Annotated in this window: 14 protein-coding genes; 7 read left to right on the top strand and 7 right to left on the bottom strand. The window is 56.4% G+C overall.

The features are described from left to right. Positions 1-259: 259 nt before the first annotated feature. Entirely contained in the window at positions 260-895 is a 636-nt protein-coding gene (locus tag KOE80_RS04390) for a LysE family translocator (protein WP_226348448.1), read from the top strand. 275 nt (positions 896-1,170) lie between these two features. Continuing rightward, positions 1,171-2,475: a hypothetical protein gene (locus KOE80_RS04385; RefSeq protein ID WP_226348447.1), complete on the top strand. Its 1,305-nt coding sequence runs from the start codon at positions 1,171-1,173 to the stop codon at positions 2,473-2,475. A gap of 222 nt (positions 2,476-2,697) precedes the next feature. On the opposite strand, the gene KOE80_RS04380 is transcribed toward KOE80_RS04385, so the two are convergent. Then, on the bottom strand, positions 2,698-4,344 hold the full coding sequence (locus KOE80_RS04380; protein WP_226348446.1) for a long-chain-fatty-acid--CoA ligase: 1,647 nt from the start codon (positions 4,342-4,344) through the stop codon (positions 2,698-2,700). Between the two features lie 181 nt (positions 4,345-4,525). Further along, positions 4,526-4,972: a DUF2478 domain-containing protein gene (locus KOE80_RS04375; RefSeq protein WP_226348445.1), complete on the bottom strand. Its 447-nt coding sequence runs from the start codon at positions 4,970-4,972 to the stop codon at positions 4,526-4,528. Between the two features lie 25 nt (positions 4,973-4,997). Here KOE80_RS04375 and KOE80_RS04370 point away from each other — a divergent pair, with 25 nt between their 5' ends. Then, positions 4,998-5,747 (top strand): IclR family transcriptional regulator, encoded by a 750-nt coding sequence (locus KOE80_RS04370; RefSeq protein WP_226348444.1) that lies wholly within the window; start codon positions 4,998-5,000, stop codon positions 5,745-5,747. Positions 5,748-5,927: 180 nt separating this feature from the next. Here KOE80_RS04370 and KOE80_RS04365 read toward each other — a convergent pair whose 3' ends face one another. From KOE80_RS04365 to KOE80_RS04355, 3 genes are read right to left on the bottom strand one after another with little or no spacing between them, the layout of a single operon-like run. Beyond that, positions 5,928-6,680 carry an enoyl-CoA hydratase/isomerase family protein gene (locus KOE80_RS04365; RefSeq protein ID WP_226348443.1) on the bottom strand — a complete coding sequence of 251 codons (753 nt, stop codon included), beginning with the start codon at positions 6,678-6,680 and terminating at the stop codon, positions 5,928-5,930. Beyond that, on the bottom strand, positions 6,677-7,828 hold the full coding sequence (locus tag KOE80_RS04360) for a CaiB/BaiF CoA transferase family protein (RefSeq protein WP_226348442.1): 1,152 nt from the start codon (positions 7,826-7,828) through the stop codon (positions 6,677-6,679). The genes KOE80_RS04365 and KOE80_RS04360 overlap by 4 nt, the downstream gene beginning before the upstream one ends. Before the next feature lie 45 nt (positions 7,829-7,873). After that, positions 7,874-8,860 (bottom strand): MDR family oxidoreductase, encoded by a 987-nt coding sequence (locus KOE80_RS04355; RefSeq protein WP_035273442.1) that lies wholly within the window; start codon positions 8,858-8,860, stop codon positions 7,874-7,876. Positions 8,861-9,202: 342 nt separating this feature from the next. Between KOE80_RS04355 and KOE80_RS04350 the strand changes: the two genes are divergently transcribed. The 4 genes from KOE80_RS04350 to KOE80_RS04335 are packed head-to-tail and all read left to right on the top strand — an operon-like array spanning position 9,203 to position 13,756. Beyond that, positions 9,203-10,201: a Bug family tripartite tricarboxylate transporter substrate binding protein gene (locus KOE80_RS04350; protein ID WP_226348441.1), complete on the top strand. Its 999-nt coding sequence runs from the start codon at positions 9,203-9,205 to the stop codon at positions 10,199-10,201. A 34-nt stretch (positions 10,202-10,235) separates the two neighbouring features. Next, positions 10,236-12,338: an acetate--CoA ligase family protein gene (locus KOE80_RS04345; RefSeq protein WP_060186693.1), complete on the top strand. Its 2,103-nt coding sequence runs from the start codon at positions 10,236-10,238 to the stop codon at positions 12,336-12,338. Between the two features lie 43 nt (positions 12,339-12,381). After that, the gene (locus KOE80_RS04340) at positions 12,382-13,134 is read left to right on the top strand and encodes an enoyl-CoA hydratase/isomerase family protein (RefSeq protein WP_035273445.1); all 753 of its coding nucleotides are present in this window, start codon (positions 12,382-12,384) and stop codon (positions 13,132-13,134) included. Positions 13,135-13,189: 55 nt separating this feature from the next. Beyond that, positions 13,190-13,756 (top strand): cysteine dioxygenase, encoded by a 567-nt coding sequence (locus tag KOE80_RS04335; RefSeq protein ID WP_060186695.1) that lies wholly within the window; start codon positions 13,190-13,192, stop codon positions 13,754-13,756. Between the two features lies 1 nt (position 13,757). Here the strand turns inward: KOE80_RS04335 and KOE80_RS04330 are convergent, their stop codons facing one another. Beyond that, entirely contained in the window at positions 13,758-14,519 is a 762-nt protein-coding gene (locus KOE80_RS04330) for an alpha/beta hydrolase family protein (RefSeq protein ID WP_226348440.1), read from the bottom strand. Next, on the bottom strand, positions 14,516-15,640 hold the full coding sequence (locus KOE80_RS04325; RefSeq protein ID WP_226348439.1) for a DUF3182 family protein: 1,125 nt from the start codon (positions 15,638-15,640) through the stop codon (positions 14,516-14,518). Before KOE80_RS04325 ends, KOE80_RS04330 begins: the two co-directional genes overlap by 4 nt. Positions 15,641-15,677 lie beyond the last annotated feature (37 nt).

Here is a 15,677-nt window from a genome sequence, read left to right as displayed (position 1 = left end):
ATTGTTTGTGGTTGATTTTATTTCCTGTGGCTGACGCATTTTGATTATTCGGATCAAGAATGAAAATGCCTTGGAAATTCGACGGAATCATAAGTTCTCCGAAAATATGCTCTGTACCTAACAAAACTGCCTTTTTGCAGATTGCTGTCCCGCAGGGCAAGACAGTATCTCTAGCCAAGAGTGTAGGACTGGTCCTGTGTTTTGGCTGCTCGTGCAGTCGCTCATAAGGCCGATTTCATCAAACTTAGGCTTGTTAAACATGCATGAACTGTTGGCTGTTGCCACTATCACTATCTTGGCTGTGATCAGCCCCGGCCCGGACTTTGCCATGGTCACCCGCAATGGTTATTCCTTTGGTCGCAAGACGGGTCTGATTTCAGCTTTGGGCATTGCGGCCGGAGTGCAGGTGCATGTGGTCTACACGGTGCTAGGCGTGGCGATTCTGATTACTCAATCTCCCACTCTTTTTTGGGTGATGAAAGTAGTGGGGGCGGCGTACCTGATGTACCTGGGCTATCAGTCTTTCAGTAACCGTGCTGCGCTTGATACCGATGGCGACTCGGGCAGTGTGCCCAGCGTCTGGCAGGCTTTTGGCATGGGTTTTTTAACCAATGCCCTGAATCCGAAAACCATGTTGTTTGTGGTGGCCACCTTCACCCAGCTGGTGCAGCCGGATGCGCCGTTCTGGCTGAATTTTGCCTACGGTTTCTGGATGTCCTTCGCGCATTGGGTCTGGTTCAGCATTGTGGCCCTGGTGTTTTCAAACAAGCGCCTGCGGGCGGCCATGCTGGCTCGGCAAAGATTGCTGGACAAGGTGATTGGTGTGGCCTTGCTGGGGCTGGGCGCCTCACTTCTCTTTGCCAACTCGGTGTCCCCCGGGGAGCTTGCTGGATAGGTGCCGGGGAGAAAAGGTGGTGTGAATGACCTGATTATTCAAGTTTTAATGAGTTTTTTATTGGTTGAATAATTGAAATGATTTTCGAGTTTTTGTTTTTTAATTATTCAGTAATTTTTTATAAGGTGATTAATATTAAAAATATAGAAAATAATATAAATAAAATTTTAAAAATAATATCTGTTATTTTTTGTCATTTGTTGATGAGTGTCTGGGTATTATCGACAAGTTGCAGTATCAGGTTTCGCACACTACTTGTAGATAGGGAGACTCGAATGACTTGCCATCATCTAAATGCAAAAACGATAGCGGGTTCCTGCCTGGCTTTATTAGCTGTCTTGCAGGGCCCTGCCATGGCCCAAAGCCTGGAACCCCGGCTGGATACCAGCCAGCTCTATGCTGACGTACATTTTCATGCATCCAACTATGCCATGCAGGGGATTCCTTTAAAGGAATACGCAGAACGGTATATGCGTGGCAACCTGCAGCAGATTGTGCGCTCGACCATCATGCCCATTCCTTTGCAGCAACGGTGGGACGGGTTCGAGCAATATCAGGCTCAGGGCCCAGGCAATCAGATGTACGGGCCCAATTACTATATTGGCCCCAAGGCAGACCTGTATTACTACTCCTTTGTCGATGCCATGTTTGCACGCGAGTACGAGCGGCTGCCACCGCAATATCAGGAAAAGTTGGATGTCATGATCACGGCGTTCAACCCGATGGACGTGTATGCCTCGCAACATATCAAGCGTGCGGTGCTCAGCTTTCCAGGCGTGTTTTCCGGGGTGGGGGAATTCACCATTCATAAGGAGCTGGTGTCCAGCAAACTGGCTGGTGAAACCGTAGAGCAAACCAAGGCTCCCTCGGTGCCCTTGCCACCGGATGCGGGCGATGGCAGCAAGGTGTCGCTGTATTCCGAGTCGCTGGAGTATTTGTTCAAGACCATTGAAGAGATTGGTTTGGTCGCGATCTTGCACAACGATATGTACCGGGTTGAGGTCAATTATCAGGGCGAGCTGGAGCATGCCTACCCCGACCAGGATTATGTCGATGGCTTGAAGCATGTGTGCGGCCATGCACCCAAGGCCAGGGTGGTGTGGGCGCATACTGGCTTGGGGCGCTTTGTGAAACCGACTCAGGATCACCTTACGCGCGTCAAGAAAGTGCTGGATGCTTGCCCCAGTTGGTCTACCGATATTTCCTGGGATCTGGTGCAGGACTATATGCTCAATCCCGAGCCCGGAATGCCCAGCCGTCAGGATTGGCTGAATTTCTTCAATGAATACCAGAACCGGATTCTGTGGGGTTCAGATGTGGTGATTTTTACGCGTAATCGCTTTGAGTCAGACCCTCCCACTTCAGTGACACCGGGCGGTTTGATGGAACCGGCTCAGTACCATGCGGATCTGTCCAAGATGAGGGACTTCCTGGGAGAACTGCCTTTGGACGTTGGCAACAAGATTCGCTATGAAAACTATCTGGCGCTGTTCAACCGTGCCAAGTTCTCTGTAAGGGCTTGGGAGCGTGAGAATGCGGACCTGAATATCTGGGACATTCCTACACCCGTTCATCCTTGAGAAGGGCCTGTTGCATAGCCATAGCCATAGCCAGGACCAAAGCCTATGTCTCTGGTCCTGGCAAAGGCGAAGGTAAAGCTAAAAGCAAAAAAACTGCCCCCCGAATATTTGGATAGTTATCCAGCTTTCGGGGGGCAGTTTGCTATCGCACTTCAAGGCCGCCTAGACCGGCTCCTTGATTTTGCTGTCAGACGCCTGGTTTAACGTCTGTTTGGGCATCGCTTAGATCGCCTTGTTTTGCGCAGCCAGCCTGTCCAGGTCTTCCTGAATCAGCTTGCGAATAGCGGTTTTCAAGAGCTTGCCCGTTGCCGTGTGGGGCAGTTCATCCACCACGATCAGCTCGTCAGGAATGCTCCATTTGGAGACTTGCTCTGTAAACAGATCAATCATGTCCTGCTTGGTGAAGGTGGCATCTTCTTGCAACTGCACCACCAGCACCGGACGCTCGCCCCAGCGCTCGTCGGGCTTGGCAACTACGGCTGCTTCCTTGATGGCTGGGTGAGCCTGGGCAATGTTCTCCAGCTCGATCGAGCTGATCCATTCGCCACCGGATTTCACTACGTCTTTGGTCCGGTCCACGATCTGGATAAAGCCGTCTTTATCAATGGTGACCACATCGCCGGTATTGAACCAGCCATCTTCCGTGTGGGCGGAAGAGTCCTTGCTGTTGAAGTAAGCGCTGGCAATCCAGGGTCCGCGCACCATCATGGCACCAAACATTTTGCCGTCGCGCGCAATGGGTTGGCCGTCGTCGCCATCCACCCGGAACTCGACGCCAAATAGCGGGCGCCCTTGCTTGGCCAGCAGCTTGAGTTTTTCGTTCTCGGGCAGGGCTTCGTGCTGGGGCAGCAAGGCCGCAGCCAGGCCGACTGGACTGGTTTCGGTCATGCCCCAGGCGTGGCGCACTTTTACGCCCAGCTTCTGGAAGCGGGTAATCATGACTGGTGGCGCAGACGAGCCCCCAATGACCAGGCGTTGCAGGCTGCTGAAGGTTTTCCCATTGGCTTGCATCCAGTCCAGCAGGCCCAGCCAGACCGTCGGCACACCGGCCGTCATGGTGACGCCTTCGTTTTCAAACAAGGTGTGCAGGCTGGCGCCATCCAGTTTAGGGCCGGGCAAGACCAGCTTGGCCCCCACCATCAAGGCGGCGTAGGGCAGGCCCCAGGCGTTGACGTGGAACATGGGCACAATCGGGGTAATGGTGTCGGAGGCCGACAGACTCAGAGCATCGGGCAGGCTCAAGGCAAAGGCGTGCAAGATGGTGGAGCGATGGCTGTAGAGTACGCCCTTGGGGTTGCCTGTAGTGCCGGAGGTGTAGCACAGGCCCGATGCAGTGTTCTCGTCAAACACCGGCCAGTCGAATTCATCTGACTCGTTGGCAATCAGGGTTTCATAGCACTTCAGATTGGGCAGCAAGTCCGACTTGGGCATGTGCTCTTCGTCGGTCATGATGACCACGGCTTTCAGCTTGGACAACTGATCGGCCAAGGCTTCCAGAATTGGCATGAAGCTCAGGTCGGCAAACAGCACGCTGTCGTCTGCGTGTTCAATGATGTAGCCGATTTGATCCTGAAACAGACGCGGGTTGATGGTGTGACACACCAGGCCCGAGCCTGATACGCCGTAATACAGCTCCAGGTGACGATAGCCGTTCCAGGCCAGGGTGCCCACGCGGTCGCCTTGCTGCAAGCCCATTTTCTGAAGCGCATTGGCCAGTTTCTGGCTGCGCTTGGACAGATCTGCATAGGTGTAGCGGTGGATGTGGCCTTGTACCGTTTGAGAGACAACTTCGCGGTCTGCGTGGTAGTTGGCCGCATGACGCAGTATGGATGACACTAACAGCGGGGTATTCATCATCATGCCAAGCATGGTTTTCGTCCTCCCTGGGAGTCAATCAAACAGAACTGATGGGCCTTGAAACTGTGAGTCTACGCGCAGAAAATGGACGAAACACATCACTGACTGTCATGGCCTCCTGATGCACAGTAGCCTAAAACTCACAAATGCGTCTATGTAGTCGCTTGTATTTGCTTGCGCGAGACTAAGGTTTTTATAGAGAAAGCGAGTCCTGTTTTGCCCGATAGTGTTTGGTCAAGCAAGAAGTCCATTGATTGGGGCGGTTTTGGGGTTTGCACAGAATGAAAGACAGTGAGGCCGCCTGACGACTGCTCTCGAACCAGTTCCATAGCGCTGTGCGGTCTGGCGCCAGCTCCACCGCCAGGCCACTGTAGTCAGCATCGGGTAGCCTTGGTCGATCAAAGCCATATCTCGTTGTTGAACCCCTGGCGTCCGCTTCCATCATTCCAAAGCGATTCACAATCACCAGATCGGCAGGGCTTTCCAGAGCCTGCCGCAGCACTTCGCTGGCCTCTAGCAAGGCGTCGGCACTGCCTTTGCCTGCATGTCTGATGAGCTTGTTGCGAAAGCCGCTTGTTGCTTTGCTATACGGACTTGTCTGGCTATGGCTCGTTCGGCTTCCATGAGACAATTCATGCACTTTTAGTGACTGATGGGATATTCGATTGGACAAGACTTTTGTTAAGGGCCTGGTGCTCCTGGAAGCCCTGGCCAAGCACGAACGAGGCTCGGGTGTGACCGAGCTGGCCAATCAACTGATGCTCAATAAAAGCAATGTGCATCGTCTGTTGCAGGCGCTGGTCCACCAGGGCTTTGCACGCAAGAACGACGATACCGGACGCTACGAGCTGACCATGAAGCTTTGGGAACTGGGCTCGGGCCTGGCCAACCGGCTGGATGTGCGGGTGGAGGCCTTGCCCTTTATGAAAGAGCTGGCCGAGCAAACCCAGGAAACGGTGCATTTATCGCTGCTGGACGGGGTAGAGGTGCTGTATATCGAAAAGATCGACAGCCCGCAGCCGGTGCGTGCCTACACCACGGTGGGTGGACGCTCGCCCGCGCAGTGTGTGGCAACCGGCAAGGCCTTGCTGGCCTGGGCCAGTGAAGAGACCTTGAATCTGGTCAAGAACCGCCTCAAGCCTTATACGCCTCGCAGCCTGGTCAAGTTCGGTGATTTGCGCCGAGAGCTGGAACAGGTGCGCGAACAAGGCTATGCCATCAACCGTGGCGAGTGGCGTGAACAGGTTGTGGGTGCGGCTGCGCCTATTTACGACAGTCGAGGAATGGTAGTGGCGGCTTTGGGTATTTCCGGGCCGGCCGAGCGTCTGGAAGAAGCCCGCTTGGTTCAGGCCGGTAAAACCTTGATGACGGCAGCCGCGCAGATCTCGCGCCGTTTGGGCTATAGCGGTCGCTAAACGTTGTAGAAGATAGGTTCCGGGCTGGATGAAACAGCCCGGATTGGAACTGCTGTTAAAGCTTGGACGCCCCTCCCATTTTTTGTCGCCGGGCCGCCCCAAGGCAAAAACTCCCCCTGGGGGGCAGCAAGCCGAAGGCGCAGCGTGGGGGCTTTTTTTGGGGCAGTTCAATGTCAGCGTTCAAGATTTTGCGGCCTGCCTGAAGGCCGCAATTCTTTGCTTGATACCGGGTGCGGAAGCAGAGCGCACGAGGGCCGCCATATCCCGATCCGCCTGTTGTGGGCAGCCCGTTAACTGATGCAGATAGTCGCGGCTGGTCGCGTCCAGCAAGCCCGCTGTCTGTTGAGCTTGTTCGATGACAGCAGGCCAGGCCTCGGGCGCTTGTATGCCTTCAATAAAACCCAGTTGTTCCGCTTTGGCAGCATCAAAAACCTGGCTTCCCGCCAGCAGCTGATGAGCCTGCTGGCCGCCAATCAAGGCCGCCAATCTGCCGGTTCCCAGAGCTAAGCCAAACTGCAGTCCAGGCATGCGAAAGCGGGCATCGGCACTGGCGACGCGTTGACGGCAGACAGCAATCAGATCCACGCCTGCACCAAAGTTTTGTCCATGCGCCAGGGCCAGGGTGGCGCAGGGTGTGTGGGCTAGCATCTGCAAGAGGGTTTCAATGCGGACAAAGCGCAGCACCAGATCCCCCTCGCTTTGTTGCTCGTAGTCGCTGAAGTCAAAACCGGCACTGAAGTTGCGGCCTTCACCGCGTAAGATCAGCAGATCGGCCTGGGCCCGTTCCGCGGCCTGGACGGCCGCGATCAAGGCTTCGACCAGATCGGCCGACAAGGCATTGCGTTTGTCGGGCCGGTTCAGTGTCAGGGTCCAGACTTTGCCCGCGCAGTCCACATTCAGACTGGGACTGCTGCTGCAATACGGCGCTGTCATGGGGTGACTCCGTGCAAGATGCTGTCGTTATGTTCGCCCAGCGCGGGTGGTGCCAGACGGACGGGCAAGCCCACTCCATTGATACGCAGGGGCGAGACAAAGGTGCGGGTTTCGGTGTCTGTGCCCGGCAGGCGAATGTTTTGCACCCATTCCATGTGCTCGACCTGCGGGTCTCGCAGCACGTCGGAATAGCGGTTGATGGGACTGCAGGGTACGCCTTGGGCACGGAATTGCGTCAGCCAATGTTCGGAGTCGTGCTGCGCAAAAATAGCTTCCAGCAGTTCACGCAAGGCGTCTTGATGTTTGGCGCGCAGGGTGGTGCTGGTGAAACGCTCGTCCTCGGTCAGGTCCGGGCGTTCTACAACCTGACAGACGGAGCGCCACAGCGCATCGTTGCCCGCTGCCATGGCGAAGTAACCGCCTTTGCACTGGAACGCCTGGTAGGGGGCATTACGGGGGTGGGCGGAACCCAGCTTGTCCGGGTCGCGACCATTGCCGAAATACTCGGATGTTTGCAGCGCAGCGATGGCCAGCGTGGTTCCCAGCATGGGCACGTCGATATGTGCACCCTGGCCGGTGGCGCGGGCCTGTGGCAAAGCGGCACTGATGGCAAAAGCGGCATACAAACCGGCTGCAAAGTCCGCCAGTGGAACACCGCATTTGACGGGGGCTCCACCTGCTTCGCCCGTCACGCTCATCACGCCGCTCATGGCCTGAATCGTCAGATCAAAACCGCCTTCCTGCGATCGAGGGCCGCTTTGTCCATAGGCGGAAATTGAGCAATACAGCAGTCTGGGATTAATAGCTTTCAGACTTTCGTAGTCCAGTCCTAAACGCTGCATGACGCCGGGCCGGTTGTTCTCCAACAAGACGTCTGCATCCAGTACCAGCTGGCGCGCTTTGGCCACATCTTCGGGGTTCTTCAGATCCAGCGTTACCGAGCGCTTGTTACGGTTCAGCGAAGCAAAGTTCTCGCTATAGCCCTGGTTGATGGGCGGCCAGCTACGCAAGGTGTCACCCCCTTTGGGGTGTTCGATCTTGATGACGTCAGCCCCCATATCGGCCAACAACATACCGCAGTACGGGCCAGCGGCCACATTGCAAAATTCCAGTATCCGAACCCCGTTCAGGGGCAATGTCGTATCCATGAATCAGCTCCAGAGCATGATAGGTAGATGGGGGCCGACAGGGCCTTATGCGTTCACATCAACCACGATGCGGCCGCGTACCTTGCCTTCCAGTAACTGGCCGGCTTGATCAATGGCTTGGGAAAGTGTGATGGTGCTGGCGCCGATGCGCTCCAGGGCTTCGATAGACAAATGCTTGGCCAGCAAGTCCCAGGCCGCCAGGCGCTCGGGTTTGGGGCAATGGACGCTGTCCACCCCAATCAATTGCACACCACGCAGAATGAAGGGGGCCACGGAAGCGGGGAAATCCATGCCTTGGGCCAGACCGCAAGCGGCGACTGCGCCCAGGTATTGCGTGCCTGCGCAAACATTGGCCAGGGTATGGCTGCCTACGCTGTCGATGGCTCCGGCCCAGCGCTCCTTGCCCAGTGGCTTGCCCGGTTCGCTCAAGGTGTTGCGGTCCACAATCTCGCTGGCGCCCAGCGCCTTCAGATAGCTTTCTTCCTGAGGTCGGCCCGTGCTGGCCATGACGGTGTAGCCCAGGGCATGCAGCAGGGCCACGCTGACACTGCCCACGCCACCCGCGGCACCTGTCACCAGAATCGGTCCCTTGTCCGGCGTGACGCCTTGGCGCTGCAAGGCACGCACGCACAGGGCAGCGGTATAGCCGGCGGTGCCTATCATCATGGCTTGCTGGGTGGAGAAAGCGTCGGGCAGCGGAATCAGCCAATCGCCTTTCACGCGTGCTTGCTGTGCCAGACCGCCCCAATGGACCTCACCCAAGCCCCAGCCGTTAAGCACCACTTTCTGGCCGGACTTGAAATTCGGGTCGCTGCTGTCGGTCACTGTGCCAGCAAAGTCGATGCCGGGCACCATGGGGAACTGGCGCACTACGGGGGATTTACCCGTCATGGCCAGGCCGTCTTTGAAATTCAGGGTGGAGTAGTCGATGCGGACGGTAACCTGGCCTTCGGGCAGGGCGGACTCGTCCAGGGATTGCAGGCTGGCTTTGTATTGGCCGTCGGTTTTGTCGATGACGATGGCAGAGAACATGAGTGAATTCCTTCGATCAGTTAAGGGTTTGTGTTCTGATATTTGGAACAGCGTTCTTCAAATTGACATGGAAAAAGCAGTGTTTTCATTTTATCCAGAAGCTCGTTGCGGTCAAGTCCAATGCGACCAGATGATCGAACTGGGGAAATCCCGAAGGGGTTTAATAGTTGACACCTGAAATCAAATATCCCACTATTTGAACCGTTGTCCTAAGTTGCTTGTGTTGTTGCTGTCTGTTGTATTCAAGCCGTTCTCACGGCATTTTTAATATCAAAAACAAGAACAGCGTTCTATATATTGGAACACCAAGAGAGAAAAACTCTCACACAGGAGGCAAGGATCATGTTCAGTTCTTTTTTTTCGCGCACAGGGTTTCTACGCACAGTGCTGGTCTCGGGACTGGCGGCAGTCAGCAGCTTTTCTGCCCCGGCGGCCATCGCGGCCGATACCTATCCCAGCCGTGAAGTGACCTTTGTGGTTCCCTATCCCCCAGGCGGTAACAGCGACAATCTGGCGCGTCTGTTTGCCGACCGTCTGCGCGTCAAGCTTGGCGTTCCCATCGTGATTGAAAACCGGCCCGGCGGCACCACCTCGCTGGGCACGTCGATCGTCGGTCGCGCCAAACCTGATGGCTACACCTTGTTGCTGGCCACCAGCACCGCCTTTACCGTGCTGCCCTATATACGCGACGTGCCTTATGACCCGATCAAGGGCTTTGATTTTGTAGGCAGTCTGGCCGGTTACCTGCCCATCATGACGGTGCGCAATGATTTGCCCGTCTCCAATCTGAAAGAGTTTGTCGAGCTGGCCCGTAAGGAGCCCGGCACCTTGACCTATGGTTCGGCAGGTATTGCGTCTGGCGGTCATTTGGCGGGCGAGATTCTGGAAAACTCCCAGAAGCTGGACCTGTTGCACGTGCCGTTCAAAGGCTCGGCAGACACCATGACGGCTTTGATGGGCAATCACATCGATTTCTTTATTGATGGAGTCGGGCTGGAGCTGGTGAAAAGCGGCAAGGCCAAAGCCCTGGTGACCTATGCCAGCGTGCGTCATCCCGAACTGCCGGATGTGCCCACACCGAAAGAAGCCGGTTTTGATTTGGCCCTGCCTTTTGAAGGGTTCTGGGGGCTGGCGGTGCCGGCTGGCACCCCTGACGATGTCATGAAGAAGCTGGCCAAGGCTACCGAAGAAATTCTGGCCGAGCCGCAGACTCAAGAGCGTTTCCACCGCATCAGTGTCAGTGCCAGCTGGAAAGACGGCGATGCGTATGCCAAGGATCTGGAGCAGAGTCGGGCTTATTACAGCGAGCTGCTCAAGACCATCAAGATGAGCGATGACTAAACGCTCACAGAAACACCAACAGGAGACAAACGTGATGGAAACCGTCACTTGCGCCAGCACGCTGGACGCTTTGCTGGACCCGGCATCCATAGCTTTGGTCGGCGCCTCGGAAGATCAGTCCAAGTTTGGCGGGCGACTGTTCCGTATGCTGCTCAAGCACGGTTATGGCGGCAAGGTCCTGCCTATCAATCCCAGCCGCAGCAGTTTGTTTGGTTTGCCCGCTGTGCCCGGTCTGGCTGCACTGGATAGCGCTCCGGATCTGGCCGTGTTTACGGTGGGGGCCGATACCGTTCTGGAACAGGCGCAGATTGCGGCCCAAATGGGGGTACGCGGTTTGCTGGTGATCTCCGCAGGCTTTGCTGATGCAGGCGAGCGCGGGCTGGAGCGCGAGCAGGCCTTGCTGCGTATCTGTCGTGACTCGGGCATGCGACTGATCGGCCCCAATTGCCTGGGCATGATCAGCCCCAGCCGCAGTCTGGTGCTGTGCTCTTCGCCGGTGCTGGACAGAGACAGCCTGCCGGAACGGCCTATTGGTTTTGTCAGCCAAAGCGGTGCCTTGATGACTACCTATTTTGATCGGGCCTGGGCGATGGGCGGTGGCTTTACCTACGGTTTTTCGGTGGGTAATCAGGCTGACCTGGATCTGTGCGACTTTGTGGATTTCCTGATTGATGATCCCAAGACGCAAGTGATCTGTACTTATATAGAGGGCATTAAAGATACCCAGGCTTTGCGTCGCGCAGCTCGTCGGGCGCAGGCCGCGGGCAAGCCCTGGCTGGCCGTCAAGGCAGGGCGCTCCAGTGCGGGCAAGGCGGCCGCCTTTTCGCATACTGCCAGCGTAGCGGGCGACCATGATGTGTTTGCCAGTGTCTGTCGCGATGAAGGCATCAGCCTGATGGACGATATGGGGGCCATGCTCTTGCTGGCAAACAGCATGGTGCGCTTTACCAGCAACAAGATCTCCAAAGTCGCGATTGTGACGCCTTCGGGTGGCGGTGGGGCCTTGGCTGCAGATGCTTTGGCTGAGCATGGCGTGGAACTGTCCAGTTTTTCCGCTACTACCAAGCAGGCTCTGGCTGCCCACTACCCGGCAGGGCAGGCGGATAACCCGGTTGATCTGGGAGCGCGTCTGACGCAGGACTCCACAGAAGTGGCCCGCGCTACTTTGGATGCCTTGATGCAGGATCAGCAAAGTGACGCGGTATTGATCACGGCTTCCATGTGTCCGCAGGAGTGGATGGCGGCCCTGATTGAAAAAATCATCCACCCCGAACCGCACTGGGCCAAGCCCGTGATGGTGGCGTTTGATGCGGGCGCAACATCCGAGCCTTTGCGGCAGAAACTGGCCCAGCATGGCCATGCGTATGCCAGCTCCAGCCTGGAAGCAGCGCTGGCCTTGTCCGCCTGGAAGCGTCACGCTCGGTTCGTGCCGCGCCAGCAAGCCTTGCGTCCCAGTGCCTGCCAAGCGCCCACGGTCATGCCGCGCGGTGTTTTGAATGAAGATCAGTCCAAACGTCTGCTGGCGCATTACGGCCTGCCCGTGAATCTGGGCCAGGTGTGCGAGGACGTGGAACAGGCTGTGGTGCTGGCCGAACAGATTGGCTATCCGGTGGTGATGAAGATTGTGTCTCCCGACATCGTCCATAAAACCGAAGCGGGTGGGGTGGCGCTGGATGTGGCCGACGACGCCAGCTTGCGACGCGATTTTGCCCGGCTCTACGCCAATGCCAAAGCCTATAAAGCAGATGCCCGTCTGGAAGGCGTGCTGGTACAGGCCATGGCCAAAGGGGATGTGGAACTGCTGATCGGGGCACGTCAGGATGCGCAGTTTGGCCCGGTCGTGGTGTTTGGTGCAGGCGGCATTCTGGTGGAAATGTTGTCAGACCGGGTGATTGCCGCGGCCCCTTTAACCCTGGCTGATGCAGATCGACTTTTATCTACCTTGATGATCGACAAGCTGCTGAAGGGGTACCGGGGACGCATGCTGGATCGTGACGGTGTGCTCGATGCGATTGTGCGTGTCAGCTTCCTGGCCCACGACTTGCGCGACACCAACTTTGAATTGGATATCAACCCCTTGATCGTGGCGGCTACCCGCTGTCACGCCGTCGATGCCCGCCTGTCCATAGGCGAATAAAACCAAAACCTATTCTTTGAAAAATACCCAGGAGGAGTAAACCATGTCGGATTATCAGTGCATTCTTGTAGAAAACCATGATGACGGTGTTTCCATCTTCACGATCAACCGTCCTGATCGCCGCAATGCCTTGAGCGCTACCGTGGTCAAGGAACTGCAGCAGGCATTTCTGGCCTTTGACGAAGACCCCACACGTCGTGTAGCCGTGCTGACCGGGGCAGGCAATGATGCTTTTTCTGCCGGGGCGGATATTAATGAGTGGCCCGAGTTGTGGCGCGCCATTCCCACGGTAGGCTTTGAAACCGACAAGCCCATTATTGCGGCCGTTAGTGGTTGGTGTGTGGGTGGAGCCCTGGTGATGGCCATGATGACGGATTTGCTGGTAGCGTCCGAGAGCGCCAAGTTCTCCTACCCCGAAGCCAAGCTGGGCTTTACTGGCGGCATCATCTCGGGCCTGGCCTCGCGCATTCCGCATCATGCCGCCATGGAAGTGATCTTGTTGTGCCGTACGCTGGAAGCCCGCCGTGCTTACGATCTGGGTTTTGCCAATGAAGTGGTGCCGGTAGGCGAGCAAGTCCAGGCTGCTGTGCGTATGGCGCAGGACTTGGCCAAGATGTCGCCGCGTGTTTTGCAAACCTTGAAGCGCTTTATCAATAATGAAGTGCTGACGCGCGGCCCGTCCGAGCAAATGGCGCGCACCATGCGGCAACTGAAAGCGATCGAGGATAGTTATGATGCCAAGGAAGGGATGAACGCGTTCAAAGAAAAACGTGCCCCGGTGTATCTGAACAAATAAGAACTGATTCACGAATTGGGCCGCAAGGCCCAGTCAACTATGGAGACATCCCCTTATGCACCCCCGTTTTGAGCGTTTTATTCAAGGGATGAATGAATTGACCGGCCGCCCGGCTGTCGCCGAGGCGGATATCCTGCGTGATGGCCGTGTCCTGCTGGGCGAACTGGTGGCCCAGGACGATTGGCTGGCCCCGGAGTACACCCAGCCCCATCCCCAGTTTTATCAGCAGTACTTGCTGTATTGCTGTCCGCAGGAACGCTTTTCCGTGGTCAGCTTTGTGTGGGGGCCCGGCCAGAAAACCCCTATCCACGACCACACCGTGTGGGGCTTGATTGGTATGTTGCGTGGCGCGGAACGCTCCCGGCCTTTTGACCGTGATCCCGATACCGGCCATATGACAGAACAAGACACACAGACTCTGGAACCAGGCGTGGTGGAAGTGGTGTCACCCACGGTGGGTGATATACACGAGGTCTCCAATATGTATGACGACCAGGTGTCCATCAGCATTCACGTTTATGGTGCGGATATCGGCAAGGTACGCCGTCACGTCTTTGACCCGCAGACTGGGCAGGCCAAGGAGTTTGTCTCCGGCTATGCCAACCGTCCGGCTGTCGCGTGAGTCAAGTGGTGTTATTGGGCAGGTGCCCAATACGGGCGCCAATAATCATTTCCTGAATCCAGCGATAAAGCAGCACGGAGTAATCACGCTGGGCGACTTTCTCGTCCAGCGCGTGGTTGCTGCCTTCCAGCACTCGATGTGTCAGGGAGTGAGCCTGGCTGAAGGCTTGGCGATACGTTAGCAAGGTCTGGCGGGGAATCAGCTCATCGTATTCCGCTTCAAACAGCAGAACATCTCCCGTGAATTTGGAGCAGGCCTGCAAGGCGCGGTTCTCTTGCGGAGAATGAGTATGCAGACGGTAGTCCTGCAGCAACTCTCGGTTGAGCTGATCCTTTGGAGACAGCCAGTCGTCGTCCGGGTACAAGGCAGGAGCCAGCAAGCTGAGCCAGCGTACCGATCGAAATTCACTTAACAGGCAGGCCAGATAGGCGCCATAACTGTGCCCCACAATGGCGATGGAGCTGGAGTCCACCATAGGGTGGCTGCTCAAGGTGTCAAAGGCCGCGCAGATGTCCTGAAAGTTCTGTTCTCGGGTGACGTTCTCGCGCTCGTGCTGATTGGCATTGTGCCCGGCAAGATCAAAGGTCAGACAAATACAGCCCATACCGGCAATGGTGTGGGCGCGTTTCAGGTCAAAGTGCTGGCTGCCGCCCCAACCGTGCACGAACAAAATGCCAGGGACAGGGGATTGGGGGACTAGCAGGCGTGCATCCAGTTGCTGGTGTGGCACTTTGATCGTGGTATTGAAGATTTCCGTACTCATGATGGCAGGGGACCTCCAAAGCGGGCCAGATAAGCCTCGCCTTCTTGGTCGAGGCTGTAGAGATGAGGGGAGTTCTCTATGGAGCTGGCGTCGTCCAGATAACGCTCGCGTGTCCACGCGTGGGTGTGCTGGAGTTCAGGGTGCAATTGCAGGTTGCGTATGGCCAGAATCTCGGCAATGGAAGCCCCGCCGAAACGCCAGGAGTGTTCCAGCACGCCAGCCTTGTAATGGCCACGCGCATTCTTGCCCACGATGAGGTCATAGTTGCGACGTGAGGCATACAGTTGCGGAAAAGCCTGGCTGATGTTTTTTTCGTAGCTCATGGTCATCTCAACCAGGTGCGCAATGCGCTTCATGCCAGAGAGTTTCAGCAATTGCAGGAATCCGCCTCGAACCATTAGCAGACTGGTACCGCCGTATACGGATTCTTGCTGACAGGTGCTCGTCTGCCGCTGCTGGCCGATATAGGAAAAAAGCTGTTCGCCCACCTGGGTCTGGCCAATGCTGAAGGTCTCACCATCGAGCAGGTTCTCTTCCAGTACCAGGCCGTGTGCCAGCTCACTTTGCCACTGAGGCAGTTTCAAGAGCTCTTCCAGCTCCTGACGGCTGTAGATCACCTTTTGCCCTTTGCCTGCATTGCCGCTGGCCAGCTTGGCCCGTATACCGGTTTGGCCTGCCTCATCCAGAAGGCTCATCGTGCGCAGTGCGTCGTTTCTTGAAAAGACGCTGTAGCCCTGCAAGACGGTATGGCGTAATGCCAGGCCCAACTCATTGTTCCAGCCTTGCGGGCGATCCATATCGTCCTGGGGAAGGGGATGAGCGACTGTTTTATGAGCCAGAAAGTCATACGGCACCACGCCCCCGTACAGCTGCGAGGGCTGTTCGATACCCAGTTGCTGCGCCTGCTCCAGTTTCAACGTATGCAGGGGCAGGTAGTAGGCATCCCCCATACTGGGCTTTAGCTGGTCTTCATAGTCAATACGGATGCGAGGCAGATCCAGGAATTGCGCCAGTTCTCTGGCCATGAATTCCAGACCCTGGAGCGTGCCTTTGTTGCAGCCTTTGCTGGGCAGGCTGATTTGCAAGGAGGTCTTGGGCGGAGAGGTGAGAATCTTGCTCATGGGGCCATCCTTCTGAGTAAAGAGAGTGCGGCAGGTG

It is taken from the genome of Alcaligenes sp. 13f, from assembly GCF_020496585.1.
GTDB classification, from domain to species: domain Bacteria; phylum Pseudomonadota; class Gammaproteobacteria; order Burkholderiales; family Burkholderiaceae_B; genus Alcaligenes; species Alcaligenes phenolicus.
The sequence above is the reverse complement of the archived record's forward strand: the minus strand, read 5'-3'. Positions and strand labels throughout refer to the sequence as shown.